This is a genomic window from Paenibacillus sp. Y660, from assembly GCF_057221575.1.
Genome location: NZ_JBXBBJ010000026.1, coordinates 33180 through 47480, shown reverse-complemented (window position 1 = coordinate 47480; position 14301 = coordinate 33180). Strand labels below are relative to the sequence as shown.

The window sequence follows — 14301 nt, the reverse complement described above, 5'->3', positions numbered from 1 at the left end:
ACTTGTTACTTACCAAACGTAGCAAACTACTTCGCCGCCGGATTTAACCTGACGAGCTTCTTTATCAGTCATAATCCCTTTGGAAGTGGAAATAATTGCAATTCCAAGTCCACCGAGTACTCGAGGGATTTCAGTTGATTGTGTATAAACGCGAAGGCCTGGTTTCGAAATACGTTTCAAGCCAGTAATAACGCGCTCTTGGTTAGGGCCGTATTTCAAGAAAATACGGATAATCCCTTGTTTATTGTCTTCGATATATTCAGCGTCGCGGATAAAACCCTCGCGCTTCAAAATCTCAGCGATTTGCTTCTTCATTTTCGAAGCGGGCATTTCCACGGTCTCGTGACGAACGACATTCGCGTTACGAATACGAGTCAACATATCTGCAACCGGATCAGACATAACCATTGTGTTAACCTCCTTCCCAAACTAGGCTGATTACCAGCTTGCTTTTTTAACGCCAGGAATCTGGCCCTTATGTGCTAACTCACGGAAACAAATCCGGCAAATTTTAAACTTTTGCAAAACAGAATGCGGACGGCCGCAACGCTCACAGCGCGTATACGCGCGCACTTTAAATTTCGGTGTGCGTTGTTGCTTCACTTTCATCGAAGTTTTTGCCACTGGGTATTACACCTCCTAAAAGTGGATTACTTCGTGAACGGCATGCCCATTTGGGTCAGCAATTCACGAGATTCTTCGTCCGTTTTTGCCGTCGTGACGATGACGATGTCCATACCGCGCACTTTATCGACTTTATCGTACTCGATCTCTGGGAATATCAATTGCTCTTTGAGGCCAAGCGTATAGTTACCGCGACCGTCGAAAGCTTTGTTCGATACACCGCGGAAGTCACGTACACGCGGTAGAGAGATGTTGAACAGTTTATCTAGGAAATGATACATACGCTCGCCGCGCAATGTAACTTTAACCCCGATTGGCATGTTCTCACGAAGTTTGAAGCCTGCAATAGACTTCTTCGCACGAGTAACGACTGGTTTTTGACCAGAAATGATACGTAGTTCTTCAACTGCTACATCAAGGATTTTCGAATTGGAAACCGCTTCGCCTACCCCCATGTTGATAACTACCTTCTCAATTTTCGGCACTTGCATAACAGACGTATAGTTGAACTTCTGCATAAGAGCAGGAGTTATTTCGTTTAAGAAACGACCTTTCAATCTTGCTGCCATTGATCATGGACCTCCTTTCCTACCGTAACGATTAGTCGATTACTTCTCCGGAACGTTTCGCGATCCGAACTTTCTTGCCGTTGTCTAGCACTTTGTATCCGATACGTGTTACTTTACCGCTCTTCGGATCGATGTGCATAACGTTTGAAACGTGAATTGGCGCTTCTTGTTCGATAATACCGCCCTGTGGATTAGCTTGCGATGGACGAGTATGTTTCTTAACAGTGTTGACACCTTCTACGAGAACGCGATTTTCACGCGGGTACGCAGCGATAACGCGGCCCTTCTTACCTTTGTCTTTACCGGTAATGACGATAACCGTGTCGTCTTTTTTCACGTGCAATTTGTTATTATGGGATTCGAGAATTTTTTTCAGCCTTGGCATGAGTTACACCTCCTGCACGCTTGTGCTTTCAAGCTTATATAGGTTCTTAGATTACTTCTGGTGCTAGCGATACGATTTTCATGAAATCTTTATCGCGAAGTTCACGGGCAACAGGTCCAAAGATACGAGTACCGCGTGGGCTTTTATCTTCTTTTACAATTACAGCTGCATTCTCATCAAATGCGATGTACGAACCGTCTTTACGACGAACCGAACGCTTTGTACGAACGATAACCGCTTTTACAACGTCACCCTTTTTGACAACGCCGCCTGGTGTTGCTTGTTTTACTGAGCAAACGATCAAATCGCCGATGTGACCAACGCGACGTCCCGTTCCACCAAGTACACGGATACACATCAATTCTTTTGCGCCGGAGTTGTCAGCAACCGCTAAGCGCGAAAATGGTTGAATCATTTCAACGTCCTCCTTTCGGAAAAATGCTCAGATACTGCATACGCTCATTAAATAATAACAGCTACTTCCACAACTTCTACGAGTCTGAAGCGCTTGTCTTTCGAAAGCGGACGAGTCTCCATGATTTTCACGATATCACCAATTTTAGCTTGGTTGTTCTCATCGTGCGCTTTAAATTTTTTCGTAACTTTAATGCGTTTATGGTACAAATCGTGTTTTTTATATGTTTCAATAGCAACTACGATTGTTTTATCCATTTTGTCGCTTACCACTTTGCCGATTAGTACTTTACGGGCATTGCGTTCACTCATGTTCTTCCTCCTTCCTTCAGCCGTGTTTATGCATTCATGTAAGGGATAGACTAGCTGCTAATTCCGAGTTCTCTTTCACGCAAAATCGTTTTAGCACGAGCAATTCCTTTACGCACATCACGGATCCGAGTCGGGTTATCCAGTTGGCCAGTAGCCAGTTGGAAACGAAGATTGAAAAGCTCTTCTTTAAAACCAGCGACCTGTTGTTCAAGCTCAGCAGAGGTTAGGTTTCTAAATTCACTAGCTTTCATTTGCTTCACCACCCACTTCTTCACGTTTCACGAATTTTGTCTTGATTGGCAATTTATGAGCCGCAAGACGCATCGCTTCACGAGCGGTTTCTTCGGATACACCAGCAAGTTCAAACAGGATTTTACCTGGTTTAACTACGGCTACCCATTTCTCAACGTTACCTTTACCACTACCCATACGCACTTCAAGAGGCTTTTGAGTAATAGGTTTGGCAGGGAAAATCTTGATCCATACTTTACCACCACGTTTGATGTAGCGAGTCATTGCAATACGAGCCGCTTCGATCTGACGGTTAGTGATCCATGATGGTTCTAGAGCTTGAAGACCAAATTCGCCGAATGCTACTGTAGTGCCGCCTTTAGCGCGACCCTTCATATGACCGCGTTGTTGTTTGCGGTGTTTGACACGTTTAGGTACCAACATGATTAGTTGCCTCCTTCCTGGGGAGCTTTCTTCTTAGTCGGAAGGACTTCGCCGCGATAGATCCATACTTTAACGCCGATTAGGCCGTATGTTGTAGCCGCTTCAGCCGTGCCGTAATCAATATCAGCGCGTAGTGTATGAAGTGGTACTGTTCCTTCGCTGTAGCCTTCCGAACGTGCGATTTCCGCGCCACCGAGACGACCGCTAACTGCAGTTTTAATCCCTTTAGCACCTGAACGCATGGAGCGTTGAATTGCTTGCTTCAATGCGCGACGGAAAGATACACGACGCTCAAGTTGTTGTGCGATGCTTTCAGCTACAAGAATAGCGTCAAGATCTGCATGTTTGATTTCAGAGATGTTGATGTGTACTTTTTTGCCTTTAGTGATTTTACCAAGCTCAGTACGTAGGTTTTCTACTTCGGAACCGCCTTTACCAATTACCATACCTGGTTTTGCGGTTTGAATCGTTACGTTCACGCGGTTAGCTGCACGTTCGATCTCGATGTGAGAAACTGCTGCGTCTTTCAGCTTGTTTTTCAAATATTCACGGATTCTAACGTCTTCCATAAGAAGATCGCCGAAATCTTTGCCCGCGAACCATTTGGACTCCCAATCACGGATAACTCCGACCCGGAAGCCTACTGGATTTACCTTTTGACCCACACGTAATCCCTCCTTATTTTTCAGATACCACCAAGGTAATGTGGCTGGTTCTTTTATTGATCCGGCTTGCGCGACCCATCGCACGAGGACGGAAACGTTTCATCGTTGGCCCTTGGTTAACGAAGGCTTGCGATATAAACAATTTGTTTACGTCTAGCTGATAGTTGTGCTCAGCGTTAGCAATGGCAGAGTTCAGCAGCTTCTCCAAAATTGGGGATGCAGACTTAGGCGTATGACGCAAAATCGCGATTGCTTCGCCAACTTGTTTACCGCGAATCAAATCCGCAACAAGCTGTGCTTTACGGGGAGCAATACGAATAAATTTAGCGTGCGCTTTAGCTTCTGGCATGTAGGAACCTCCTCTCGTTCAGTGAAAGATGATAAGGGCAAATTAACGTCTGCCCGTTTTTTTGTCTTCGCCAGCATGGCCTTTGTACGTACGAGTTGGTGCAAATTCACCAAGCTTGTGTCCAACCATATCTTCCGTTACATATACCGGTACGTGCTTGCGTCCGTCATATACTGCAAACGTGTGACCAATGAATTGCGGGAAAATGGTCGAGCGGCGGGACCAGGTTTTGATAACGACTTTTTTCTCAGCTTCGTTCAATACCTCGACTTTTTTAAGCAGGTAACCGTCAATAAACGGACCTTTCTTTAAACTGCGACCCATTTGTGTTCCTCCCTTCATATAAGCGGTAGCGATGCTTGAGCATCACGCGGTTTTTATCAAGCTGCTATTATTTCGTGCGACGACGAATAATGTATTGGCTCGATGCTTTTTTCTTTTTGCGCGTTTTGTAACCAAGAGTTGGTTTACCCCAAGGCGACATTGGCGATTTGCGTCCAATTGGAGCACGGCCTTCACCACCACCGTGTGGGTGATCGTTAGGGTTCATGACAACACCACGTACTTGTGGACGATTTCCGAGCCAACGGTTACGGCCGGCTTTACCGATTTTCACGAGTTCGTGATCTTCGTTACCAACAGAACCGATTGTTGCACGGCAAGTGTTCAAGATACGACGAACTTCACCGGATGACAAACGAACGGATACGTAGTTATCTTCTTTACCAAGAAGTTGAGCACTAGTACCAGCTGCACGAACGAGTTGTCCGCCTTTGCCTGGTTTCAATTCGATGTTGTGGATAACTGTACCAACTGGGATGTTCACAAGCGGCAACGCGTTGCCTGGCTTGATATCAGAACCTACGCCAGAAGTTACTTGATCTCCAACTTTCAAACCTTTAGGAGCGATGATGTATGCTTTCTCACCATCTACGTAATGGATCAAAGCGATGTTGGATGAACGGTTCGGATCGTATTCGATCGTCGCTACGTTACCAACAATACCGTCTTTCGTACGTTTGAAGTCGATGATACGGTATTTACGTTTGTGTCCGCCGCCATGGTGACGAACCGTAATTTTACCTTGGTTGTTGCGTCCAGCTTTTTTGAAAAGAGGAGCAAGCAACGATTTCTCCGGTGTGCTTGTCGTGATCTCTTCGAAAGTCGAGACGGACATGTTACGACGAGCTGGAGATGTCGGTTTGTACTTTTTAATTGGCACTTCGATTTCCTCCTTTTCTAAACAGACGTTTCAAAGAATTCAAGTTCTTTGCTGTCAGCGCTCAGTTGAACGATCGCTTTTTTCCAATCCGGTCTGTATCCGCTATGTTTACCATAACGTTTTGGTTTACCCGCAACACGCATTGTGTTAACGCCGGTTACTTTTACTTTAAAGATTTGCTCGATTGCTTGTTTGATTTCAGTTTTGTTTGAACGTAGATCTACTTCAAACACATACTTCTTGTCAACCATGTAATCGCTCGTACGTTCCGTGATAACCGGGCGCTTGATAATATCGCGTGGATTTTTCATTACGCAAGCACCTCCTGTACTTTCTCTACTGCTTCTTTAGTGATGATAAGATTATCATGCACGAGTACATCCAGAACATTGATGCCGTCAGCTGCAACGAACTTCACACCTGGGATGTTACGAGCAGACAATGCTACATTGTCTTCATAATTAGCCGTTACAACTAGTGCTTTGCGGCCAACTTTAAGATTGTTCAAGATTGCTGCGAATTCTTTCGTCTTAGGAGCTGCAAATGTCAGTTGATCCAAAACGATAATCTCGTTTGCGATCACTTTCGATGACAATGCCGATTTAATCGCTAGACGACGAACTTTCTTAGGAAGCTTGAATCCGTATGAGCGTGGAGTCGGTCCGAATACTACACCGCCGCCAACCCATTGCGGGGAGCGAATGCTACCTTGACGAGCACGGCCAGTACCTTTTTGTTTCCAAGGTTTACGACCGCCGCCGCGTACTTCGGAGCGTCCTTTAGTTTTGTGATTGCCGAAGCGCTCAGATGCTTGTTGATTAACAACAGCACTGTGCAAAACATGAACGTTTGGTTGAATTCCGAAAACCGTTTCAGCCAGTTCTAGTTCGCCCACTTGCGCGCCGCTCACGTTATATACTGTTACTTTTGGCATTTCCTGTTCCTCCTTTCTTTAAGAGCAATTAGTTCTTAACAGTTTGTTTTACTTTTACAAATCCGTTTTTAGGGCCCGGAATGGATCCTTTTACAAGAAGAACGTTGCGTTCTGCATCTACACGGATAACTTCAAGCTTTTGAATCGTAATGGTTTCGTGACCCATATGTCCTGGAAGGCGTTTGCCTTTCGGTACACGGTTCGCTTGGATAGAACCCATCGAACCTGGTCCACGGTGGTAACGGGAACCGTGAGACATAGGACCCGTGCTTTGTCCCCAACGTTTGATAACGCCGGCAAAGCCTTTACCTTTAGAAATACCTGTTACGTCAACGAATTCGCCCTCTGTGAATAGGTCAGCTTTCACTTCTTGGCCAACTTCATAATCACCCAGGTTAATTCCGCGAATTTCACGAACGTAGCGCTTAGGCGTTGTGTTAGCTTTTTTAGCATGACCAGCTTCTGGCTTGTTCGATCTGCTTTCTTTCTTATCAGAGAAGCCGAACTGAACAGCTTCGTAGCCATCGTTCTCTTGGTCTTTCTTCTGAAGTACTACGCAAGGTCCAGCTTCGATAACCGTTACAGGAACGACGTTACCTTCAGCGGTAAACACTTGAGTCATACCAAGTTTTTTTCCTAAGATACCTTTCATGTTGACACCTCATTTCCTTTCTATGATCGCATATGCTTTTATTACAGTTTGATTTCGATATCTACACCGGATGGTAAATCCAAGCGCATCAACGCATCAACCGTTTGCGGCGTTGGGTTTACAATGTCGATCAAACGCTTATGAGTGCGTTGTTCGAATTGCTCCCTGGAATCCTTGTACTTGTGTACCGCACGTAGAATGGTGATGATTTGCTTTTCCGTTGGCAACGGAATCGGCCCGGATACGCCTGCACCGGAACGTTTTGCAGTTTCAACGATTTTCTCTGCGGATTGATCAAGAATTCTGTGATCGTATGCTTTCAAGCGGATACGAATCTTTTGCTTTGCCATATAAGTCCCTCCTTCTTTCGCCCAATTTATTATCGGACATACTCCGTGAGAAAACCCTGCACATGCCCCATGGCAAAGGGGCCGGGTGTGTCGGCAACCTCTCACATCATCGCAACGTCAGACCAACAGACACTATTATACCGAATCCAATAGGCAATTGCAACATAAAGTTTAATCATTCTCTAATCACAATCATTTATGAAAAATATCGCGATTTGATCAAGTATCTATCTTCTAATAATCAACAAAACCAGCTCTCTTCCAGCTATCAATAATAATAGAAGAAACGGTTCTGTTTATGGGAATTGCCTTTGCCTTCTTCTACTGCCTGTATGGCACAAACGCTATATTCGTCCATATAGCGCCCATTATGTCCCTTATTATAAGCCATTCGAACATATCCATTATAATAACGGAATTAATGGTCGCTATATGATTATAAACACTTCTTGGACGAAAAGACACCGCCAAAATAACGCCAACGTAATGTAATAGCAGCCATATGGGAAACCTACAAAAAAACACGCACCGACCAGTGGTCGCTGCGAGTTCTATTCTCCAATACATCAGCCTAGCACAATTCTGTCATCAGCCAGCTTCTTGCCGCTAATAAGTTCGAACTCGCCAAGCAACTGCTCGACTGTAAGATCTTTTTTACGTTCTTCAGGCACATCGAGAATGATTCGACCCTTGTCCATCATAATGAGACGATTGCCTAGGCGAATGGCCTGCTCCATATTGTGAGTAACCATAAGGGTAGTTAATTTCATTTCACGGACAAGCGTTTCTGTCAGCGTAGTTATGAGTTCCGCACGAGACGGATCAAGCGCGGCGGTATGCTCATCGAGCAGCAAAATCTGCGGCCTTGTAAAGGTTGCCATTAGCAAGCTTAGCGCTTGTCTCTCCCCGCCTGACAATAAGCCTACCTTTGCGCCAAGACGGTTCTCAAGGCCAATGCCAAGACGCTGAAGCTCTTGCTTGAAAATAGTACGCTTCGCACGCGTTACGCCAAATGAGAAGCCGCGCGACTTGCCGCGAGCATACGCGATCGCCAAATTCTCTTCAATGGACATGCGAGGAGCCGTACCTGCCATCGGATCTTGGAACACTCGACCTATCCAGCGGCTCCGCTGATATTCAGCGAGTTGACTAATATTGTTCCCATCAATCCGAACTTCTCCGGCATCCGGCTTCATAACGCCAGAAATAATATTCATTAAAGTTGACTTGCCAGCGCCATTACTACCGATTACCGTAATAAAATCGCCTGGCTTCATCGTAAGGTTAGCGCCAACAAGCGCCGTCTTCTCATCAACTGTACCCGGATTAAACAGCTTGGACACATTAGCTATCTCCAACATTAGCGTCCACCTCCAGGCTGCGTCTTATCCAAAGCTGCTAGCATTTCTGCCGTTCGTTTCAGCGCTACGTTTTTTTGTTTAATCACTCTGCGCGTAGATGGTACAACGAGTGCAAAAATAATGATAACGGCAGTAATCAGCTTCATATCTGAGGCTTCTAGCCACTCCACGCGAAGTGCGAGCGCATAAATAATGCGATATATTAATGAACCCAGCACAACAGCTAAAGTAGCTCTAAAAATGGTGCGTGAACCAAAAATGGCTTCTCCAATAATGACCGAAGCAAGGCCAATAACGATCATCCCTATTCCCATGCTGTTATCGGCAAATTTCTGATCATGTGCAACTAACGCTCCTGACGTTGCAACAAGCGCATTAGACAAAGCAATTCCGAAAATAGTCGTAATATCGGTATTAGCGCCAAAGCTGCGAATCATCCGAGAGTTGTCACCCGTAGCGCGAAGACTTAAACCAATATCAGTCCTGAAAAATATATCTAAGATCAGCTTAATCACAACAACAAAAATAATCATAATGACGAGTGTTGAGACATGATCAAAAAAATTGTCCTGCCCTCTCAAGGACACATTCGGCTTGTCTAAAATTCTTAAATTAATTGAATAAAGAGCAATCATCATAATAATACCTGACAGAAGACCGTTGATTTTACCTTTCGTATGAAGCAGTCCCGTACATATGCCAGCGAGTGCTCCACCAATAAATGCGCATAAAACAGCAAGCCATGGTGGTGTCCCATTAACCGTCATGACCGTGCCGATAGCGGCTCCAGTTGTAAAGCTGCCATCCACCGTTAAATCCGGAAAATCAAGTATCCGAAATGTAATATAAACTCCTAATGCCATAAGCGCATACAGTAATCCGCTTTCTATAGCTCCTTGCATCGATCCGAGCAAATGACAAACCTCCTTTGCCATAACAAGAGGGTGAACGAGTAGCCCGATCACCCCATTTATACTTGTACGTATTATTTTAAATGAAACAAGCAGAACTTACTCAATGATATTGTTTTCTTGATCCTTAACAAATGCTTTCATTTCATCAGTTACTGTAATCCCTTGCTCTTCCGCTGCTTTCATATTGAAAATGAAATCAAGCTTTTGCGGAACCGTTACATCCATTTCAGCTGGGTTTTTCCCGTTTTTCAAAATCTCAACAGCCATTTGTCCAACTTCATAGCCATGGTCAAAATATTTAAAGCCTACAGCCGCAAATGCTCCTTTTTCAACGGTATCGCGATCAGCTGAGAAAAATGGAATGTCGTTTTCGTTTGCGACTTCAATAATCGCGTCTGCGCCTGTAACAACCATATTGTCTAAAGTAATATAAATGGCATCAACACGTCCAACCAAGGAATCAGCTGCTTGTTGAATGTCGGAAGAATTGGCAATAGCTGCTTTGATCAACTGGATATTATGCTTAGCAAGTGCTTCCTCAGCAATATTAGCCATAACAACCGCATTTTGTTCGCCTTCGTTAATAATGAGTCCAACATTTTTCACATCTGCAATTTGGGAAGCGATAAAATCCATCGTTTGAGTAATAGCTGCCGAATTCGTATCCGACGCACCGGTAATGTTGCCGCCTGGCGCTTGCAGCTGCGTGACAATTCCTGCTTCAACAGGATCTGTTACTGCAGCGAACAATACGGGAATATCCTTAACATCATCAGCAAGAGCCTGTGCAGTCGGTGTAGCGATACCTAGCGCTAGATCGCTTTTGCTATTTGCAATTTTTTCGGTGATTGTTTTAATATTCGATTGATCGTTTTGCGCATTATTGAAATCGAGCTCCAGGTTTTTGCCTTCTTCAATGCCAGCATCTTTAAGAGCAGCAACAAAGCCGTCATATGCTGCATCTAATGATGGATGTTCAACGATCTGAGAAACGGCAATTTTGTACGTTTTCTCGGATGTGTTACCCGCGCTTGCACCCGTGTTTGCTGTATTACCTTCATTCTCTGAGCCTGTTTTACCTGTGTTGGCACCACATGCTGCCGTTACAACCATAATCGAAGCCAGTGCAATACTTAGCCAAAACTTTCTGTTCATCCTTTAAACCCCTCTCATCGTATAAGTCGTCTTGTAAAGAAGCTGTTATGGAATGGACTAATCAAGTACAGCAAAGCATCATCGCTTTCTCTCATTAAAGTCTATGTCTGTACGTAATTGGCTGTATCTTAACGAGCAAGGACGACATTTTATTGCCATTCCCTAATATTAAATGGGCTTGAGGTGTACAGTCAATCATTAGTTGAATTTAAAAATAAGTTAAGCAGACTATTGCTCGACAATGTCTGGACAAATCAAAAGCCCCCACCAAAGTGAGGGCTTTTGTTATTCATAGCGGCTAAAGCCGCCATCAATTATTTTTGGATAGAAGCTACAGCGCCAGCGCCTACTGTACGGCCGCCTTCACGAATAGAGAAACGAGTTCCCTCTTCAACAGCGATTGGAGCGATAAGCTCAACTGTAACAGTGATGTTGTCGCCAGGCATAACCATCTCAGTGCCTTCTGGCAGGTTGATGATACCCGTTACGTCAGTTGTACGGAAGTAGAACTGTGGACGGTAACCTGTGAAGAAAGGCTTGTGACGGCCACCCTCTTCTTTAGTAAGAACGTAGATTTGTGCAGTGAAGTTAGTGTGTGGTTTAACCGAACCCGGTTTAGCCAAAACTTGTCCACGCTCAATGTTGCTACGGTCTACACCGCGAAGCAATGCGCCTACGTTGTCCCCAGCTTGAGCGGAGTCAAGCAATTTACGGAACATTTCAACGCCTGTTACTACGGATTTACGGGATTCTTCAGCAAGACCGATAATTTCTACCTCGTCGCCGACTTTGATAATGCCACGCTCTACGCGACCTGTAGCAACTGTACCACGGCCAGTGATTGTGAATACGTCCTCGACAGGCATAAGGAAAGGCTTAGCTGTGTCGCGCTCAGGAGTTGGGATGTAAGTATCAACTTGATCGAAGAGCTCGATGATTTTTTCAGCCCAAGGGCCTTCTGGGTTAGCAAGAGCTTCACGAGCAGCACCACGAATGATCGGAGTGTCATCGCCTGGGAACTCATACTCAGAAAGAAGGTCACGAACTTCCATTTCTACCAATTCAAGAAGCTCTTCGTCTTCAACCATGTCGCATTTGTTCAAGAATACAACGATGTATGGTACGCCTACTTGTTTCGAAAGCAAGATGTGCTCACGAGTTTGTGGCATAGGGCCGTCAGTAGCGGAAACTACAAGAATAGCTCCGTCCATTTGTGCAGCACCAGTGATCATGTTTTTTACATAGTCGGCGTGACCTGGGCAGTCAACGTGTGCGTAGTGACGAGCAGGCGTCTCATACTCAACGTGAGCTGTCGAGATTGTGATACCACGCTCGCGCTCTTCTGGAGCTTTATCGATTTGGTCAAATGCGATTGCTGCACCGCCATATTTTTTGGAAAGTACTGTTGTGATAGCTGCTGTCAAAGTCGTTTTACCGTGATCGACGTGACCGATTGTACCGATATTAACGTGCGGTTTGTTACGTTCAAATTTAGCCTTAGCCATTGAACTTGAGCCTCCTCAATATATCATGAATTTTTTTATGTGTGGGCCGACATCATGTTTGCAAGCAAACGTAGCTGGCGGCCAAAAGCAAATGGTTTAGAAGGACAAATGCGATTACTCGCCTTTGTTCTTAGCAATGATCTCTTCAGAGATCGATCTTGGAACTTCTTCATAGTGAGAAAGTTCCATGGAGAATACGCCGCGTCCTTGTGTACCGGAACGTAGTGTTGTGGAATAACCAAACATCTCGGAGAGAGGTACCTTGGAACGGATAATTTGTGCACCTGCACGAGTATCCATACCTTCGATACGACCACGACGGGAGTTAAGCATACCCATAACATCGCCCATGTACTCTTCAGGAACAGTAACTTCTACCTTCATGATTGGCTCAAGAAGAACTGGCTTACATTTTTCTTTGGCAGCTTTAAGCGCCATCGAACCTGCAATTTTAAACGCCATCTCCGAGGAGTCAACATCATGGTATGATCCGTCAACAACAACAGCTTTGACATCTACGAGCGGGAAGCCAGCGATAACGCCGTTCTTCATTGACTCTTCGATACCAGCTTGGATAGGAGCGATAAACTCACGAGGAATCGATCCACCGACTGTTTTGTTTTCGAAAATAAAGCCTGAACCTGGCTCAAGTGGTGAGAACTCAACCCAACAATGACCGAATTGACCTTTACCACCGGACTGACGAACGAACTTACCTTCAACCTTCGCAGCTTCACGGAACGTTTCACGGTAAGCAACTTGTGGTTTACCAACGTTTGTTTCAACTTTGAATTCACGGAACATACGGTCAACGAGGATCTCAAGGTGAAGCTCACCCATACCAGAAATGATTGTCTGGTTTGTTTCTTCGTCTGTATGTGCGCGGAAAGTAGGATCTTCCTCTGCCAGTTTGGAAATTGCGATACCTAGTTTATCTTGGTCAGCTTTCGTTTTTGGCTCGATTGCAACCGAGATAACAGGCTCTGGGAAGTTCATTGATTCAAGAATGATAATGTTCTTCTCATCGCAAAGAGTGTCTCCTGTTGTTGTGTCTTTAAGACCAACAGCTGCAGCAATATCACCTGCATACACTTCAGAGATCTCTTGACGAGCGTTCGCATGCATTTGCAAAATACGTCCAATCCGTTCGCGTTTGCCCTTAGTTGAGTTAAGAACATAAGAACCGGATTTCAGAATTCCTGAATACACACGGAAGAACGTCAATCTACCCACATAAGGATCCGTCATGATTTTGAATGCCAGTGCCGCGAACGGTTCTGTATCGGATGATGGACGTTCACCTTCTTCTCCGTCTTCAAGTGTACCTTTAATGGAAGGTACATCAAGCGGAGATGGAAGATAGTCAACAACCGCATCCAACATCAATTGAACGCCTTTATTGCGGTAAGATGAACCAACGATTACCGGGAAGATTTTAACTTCGCAAACACCTTTACGGAGTGCTGCTTTAATTTCTGGAATAGTGATTTCTTCACCTTCCAAATATTTCATCGTTAATTCTTCATCCAGCTCAGCGACCTTCTCAATCAATTCCGTACGAAGCTCTTCCACTTGGTCAGCATACTCCGAAGGAATCTCAACTTGAATAGGGTCTTTGCCTGTATCGTCTTTGTACTTATAAGCTACACGTTCAACGATATCGATAACGCCGACAAAATCAGACTCAGCGCCAATCGGAATTTGAATGGCAACAGCATTAGCTTGCAGACGCTCACGCATATCTTTGATAACGTTAAGGAAGTCTGCACCAATGATGTCCATTTTGTTTACGTAAGCGATACGCGGAACGTTGTAACGGTCAGCTTGACGCCATACAGTCTCGGACTGTGGCTCAACGCCTTCTTTAGCACTGAAAACTCCAACGGCCCCGTCCAATACGCGCAGGGAGCGCTCAACTTCTACTGTGAAGTCAACGTGTCCCGGGGTGTCGATAATATTAATACGGTGTCCATTCCATTGAGCAGTTGTCGCGGCAGACGTAATCGTGATACCGCGCTCTTGTTCTTGTTCCATCCAGTCCATCGTAGCAGCACCTTCGTGCACTTCTCCGATTTTGTGGGTACGGCCCGTGAAGAACAAGATCCGCTCAGTTGTAGTGGTTTTACCAGCATCAATATGCGCCATAATCCCGATGTTGCGCGTATTGTTCAAGGAGAACTCTCTTGACATAAAATGGTCTCCTCTCGAATGTTAG

General features: G+C 45.0%; 21 protein-coding genes. All 21 read right to left on the bottom strand.

What is annotated here, in order from left to right:
• Positions 1-9 precede the first annotated feature (9 nt).
• The 21 genes from rpsH to fusA all read right to left on the bottom strand — a co-directional run bounded on the left by rpsH (position 10) and on the right by fusA (position 14276).
• Positions 10-408, bottom strand: coding sequence for a 30S ribosomal protein S8 (rpsH, locus tag AC2TDN_RS21990; protein WP_053373909.1), 399 nt, complete (start codon positions 406-408; stop codon positions 10-12).
• A gap of 30 nt (positions 409-438) precedes the next feature.
• On the bottom strand, positions 439-624 hold the full coding sequence (locus AC2TDN_RS21985) for a type Z 30S ribosomal protein S14 (RefSeq protein WP_037291562.1): 186 nt from the start codon (positions 622-624) through the stop codon (positions 439-441).
• 26 nt (positions 625-650) lie between these two features.
• Positions 651-1193: a 50S ribosomal protein L5 gene (gene rplE / locus AC2TDN_RS21980; protein ID WP_053373908.1), complete on the bottom strand. Its 543-nt coding sequence runs from the start codon at positions 1191-1193 to the stop codon at positions 651-653.
• Between the two features lie 31 nt (positions 1194-1224).
• Positions 1225-1578 (bottom strand): 50S ribosomal protein L24, encoded by a 354-nt coding sequence (rplX, locus tag AC2TDN_RS21975; protein WP_081417369.1) that lies wholly within the window; start codon positions 1576-1578, stop codon positions 1225-1227.
• A 46-nt stretch (positions 1579-1624) separates the two neighbouring features.
• Entirely contained in the window at positions 1625-1993 is a 369-nt protein-coding gene (gene rplN / locus AC2TDN_RS21970) for a 50S ribosomal protein L14 (RefSeq protein WP_053373907.1), read from the bottom strand.
• A gap of 47 nt (positions 1994-2040) precedes the next feature.
• Entirely contained in the window at positions 2041-2304 is a 264-nt protein-coding gene (gene rpsQ, locus AC2TDN_RS21965) for a 30S ribosomal protein S17 (protein ID WP_053373906.1), read from the bottom strand.
• A 50-nt stretch (positions 2305-2354) separates the two neighbouring features.
• Positions 2355-2555, bottom strand: coding sequence for a 50S ribosomal protein L29 (gene rpmC / locus AC2TDN_RS21960; RefSeq protein ID WP_053373905.1), 201 nt, complete (start codon positions 2553-2555; stop codon positions 2355-2357).
• Positions 2545-2979, bottom strand: a complete 435-nt coding sequence (gene rplP / locus AC2TDN_RS21955) for a 50S ribosomal protein L16 (protein ID WP_028609647.1) — start codon at positions 2977-2979, stop codon at positions 2545-2547. Before rplP ends, rpmC begins: the two co-directional genes overlap by 11 nt.
• A 2-nt stretch (positions 2980-2981) precedes the next feature.
• On the bottom strand, positions 2982-3644 hold the full coding sequence (rpsC, locus tag AC2TDN_RS21950; protein ID WP_053373904.1) for a 30S ribosomal protein S3: 663 nt from the start codon (positions 3642-3644) through the stop codon (positions 2982-2984).
• 13 nt (positions 3645-3657) lie between these two features.
• Positions 3658-3993, bottom strand: coding sequence for a 50S ribosomal protein L22 (gene rplV / locus AC2TDN_RS21945; protein WP_028609649.1), 336 nt, complete (start codon positions 3991-3993; stop codon positions 3658-3660).
• Positions 3994-4035: 42 nt separating this feature from the next.
• A complete protein-coding gene (gene rpsS / locus AC2TDN_RS21940) occupies positions 4036-4317 on the bottom strand; it encodes a 30S ribosomal protein S19 (RefSeq protein ID WP_053373902.1) in 282 nt (93 codons plus the stop codon).
• Between the two features lie 67 nt (positions 4318-4384).
• On the bottom strand, positions 4385-5215 hold the full coding sequence (gene rplB / locus AC2TDN_RS21935) for a 50S ribosomal protein L2 (protein ID WP_053373901.1): 831 nt from the start codon (positions 5213-5215) through the stop codon (positions 4385-4387).
• A gap of 17 nt (positions 5216-5232) precedes the next feature.
• Positions 5233-5526, bottom strand: a complete 294-nt coding sequence (rplW, locus tag AC2TDN_RS21930) for a 50S ribosomal protein L23 (RefSeq protein WP_482069179.1) — start codon at positions 5524-5526, stop codon at positions 5233-5235.
• On the bottom strand, positions 5526-6149 hold the full coding sequence (gene rplD / locus AC2TDN_RS21925) for a 50S ribosomal protein L4 (RefSeq protein WP_169090730.1): 624 nt from the start codon (positions 6147-6149) through the stop codon (positions 5526-5528). The genes rplW and rplD overlap by 1 nt, the downstream gene beginning before the upstream one ends.
• 28 nt (positions 6150-6177) lie before the next feature.
• Positions 6178-6801, bottom strand: a complete 624-nt coding sequence (gene rplC, locus AC2TDN_RS21920; protein WP_053373898.1) for a 50S ribosomal protein L3 — start codon at positions 6799-6801, stop codon at positions 6178-6180.
• A gap of 41 nt (positions 6802-6842) precedes the next feature.
• Complete coding sequence (gene rpsJ, locus AC2TDN_RS21915; RefSeq protein ID WP_017692074.1) at positions 6843-7151, bottom strand: 30S ribosomal protein S10; 309 nt, start codon at positions 7149-7151, stop codon at positions 6843-6845.
• A gap of 566 nt (positions 7152-7717) precedes the next feature.
• Entirely contained in the window at positions 7718-8512 is a 795-nt protein-coding gene (locus tag AC2TDN_RS21910) for an ABC transporter ATP-binding protein (RefSeq protein ID WP_482069180.1), read from the bottom strand.
• A complete protein-coding gene (locus tag AC2TDN_RS21905; RefSeq protein WP_482069207.1) occupies positions 8512-9447 on the bottom strand; it encodes an ABC transporter permease in 936 nt (311 codons plus the stop codon). Before AC2TDN_RS21905 ends, AC2TDN_RS21910 begins: the two co-directional genes overlap by 1 nt.
• A gap of 75 nt (positions 9448-9522) precedes the next feature.
• Positions 9523-10581 carry an ABC transporter substrate-binding protein gene (locus AC2TDN_RS21900; RefSeq protein ID WP_482069181.1) on the bottom strand — a complete coding sequence of 353 codons (1059 nt, stop codon included), beginning with the start codon at positions 10579-10581 and terminating at the stop codon, positions 9523-9525.
• 314 nt (positions 10582-10895) lie between these two features.
• Positions 10896-12086, bottom strand: coding sequence for an elongation factor Tu (gene tuf, locus AC2TDN_RS21895; protein WP_482069182.1), 1191 nt, complete (start codon positions 12084-12086; stop codon positions 10896-10898).
• A 114-nt stretch (positions 12087-12200) separates the two neighbouring features.
• Complete coding sequence (fusA, locus tag AC2TDN_RS21890; RefSeq protein WP_482069183.1) at positions 12201-14276, bottom strand: elongation factor G; 2076 nt, start codon at positions 14274-14276, stop codon at positions 12201-12203.
• Positions 14277-14301: the final 25 nt, after the last annotated feature.

Coding starts and splice junctions, on each gene's coding strand:
- rplX (WP_081417369.1), bottom strand. CDS start 1,578: ATGCCAAGGCTGAAAAAAATTCTCGAATCCCATAATAACAAATTGCAC.
- rpsS (WP_053373902.1), bottom strand. CDS start 4,317: ATGGGTCGCAGTTTAAAGAAAGGTCCGTTTATTGACGGTTACCTGCTT.
- rplE (WP_053373908.1), bottom strand. CDS start 1,193: ATGGCAGCAAGATTGAAAGGTCGTTTCTTAAACGAAATAACTCCTGCT.
- rpsJ (WP_017692074.1), bottom strand. CDS start 7,151: ATGGCAAAGCAAAAGATTCGTATCCGCTTGAAAGCATACGATCACAGA.
- AC2TDN_RS21910 (WP_482069180.1), bottom strand. CDS start 8,512: ATGTTGGAGATAGCTAATGTGTCCAAGCTGTTTAATCCGGGTACAGTT.
- rpmC (WP_053373905.1), bottom strand. CDS start 2,555: ATGAAAGCTAGTGAATTTAGAAACCTAACCTCTGCTGAGCTTGAACAA.
- rplV (WP_028609649.1), bottom strand. CDS start 3,993: ATGCCAGAAGCTAAAGCGCACGCTAAATTTATTCGTATTGCTCCCCGT.
- rplD (WP_169090730.1), bottom strand. CDS start 6,149: ATGCCAAAAGTAACAGTATATAACGTGAGCGGCGCGCAAGTGGGCGAA.
- rpsH (WP_053373909.1), bottom strand. CDS start 408: ATGGTTATGTCTGATCCGGTTGCAGATATGTTGACTCGTATTCGTAAC.
- rpsQ (WP_053373906.1), bottom strand. CDS start 2,304: ATGAGTGAACGCAATGCCCGTAAAGTACTAATCGGCAAAGTGGTAAGC.
- rplC (WP_053373898.1), bottom strand. CDS start 6,801: ATGAAAGGTATCTTAGGAAAAAAACTTGGTATGACTCAAGTGTTTACC.
- AC2TDN_RS21905 (WP_482069207.1), bottom strand. CDS start 9,447: ATGGCAAAGGAGGTTTGTCATTTGCTCGGATCGATGCAAGGAGCTATA.
- rplP (WP_028609647.1), bottom strand. CDS start 2,979: ATGTTGGTACCTAAACGTGTCAAACACCGCAAACAACAACGCGGTCAT.
- tuf (WP_482069182.1), bottom strand. CDS start 12,086: ATGGCTAAGGCTAAATTTGAACGTAACAAACCGCACGTTAATATCGGT.
- fusA (WP_482069183.1), bottom strand. CDS start 14,276: ATGTCAAGAGAGTTCTCCTTGAACAATACGCGCAACATCGGGATTATG.
- rplN (WP_053373907.1), bottom strand. CDS start 1,993: ATGATTCAACCATTTTCGCGCTTAGCGGTTGCTGACAACTCCGGCGCA.
- AC2TDN_RS21900 (WP_482069181.1), bottom strand. CDS start 10,581: ATGAACAGAAAGTTTTGGCTAAGTATTGCACTGGCTTCGATTATGGTT.
- rplW (WP_482069179.1), bottom strand. CDS start 5,526: ATGAAAAATCCACGCGATATTATCAAGCGCCCGGTTATCACGGAACGT.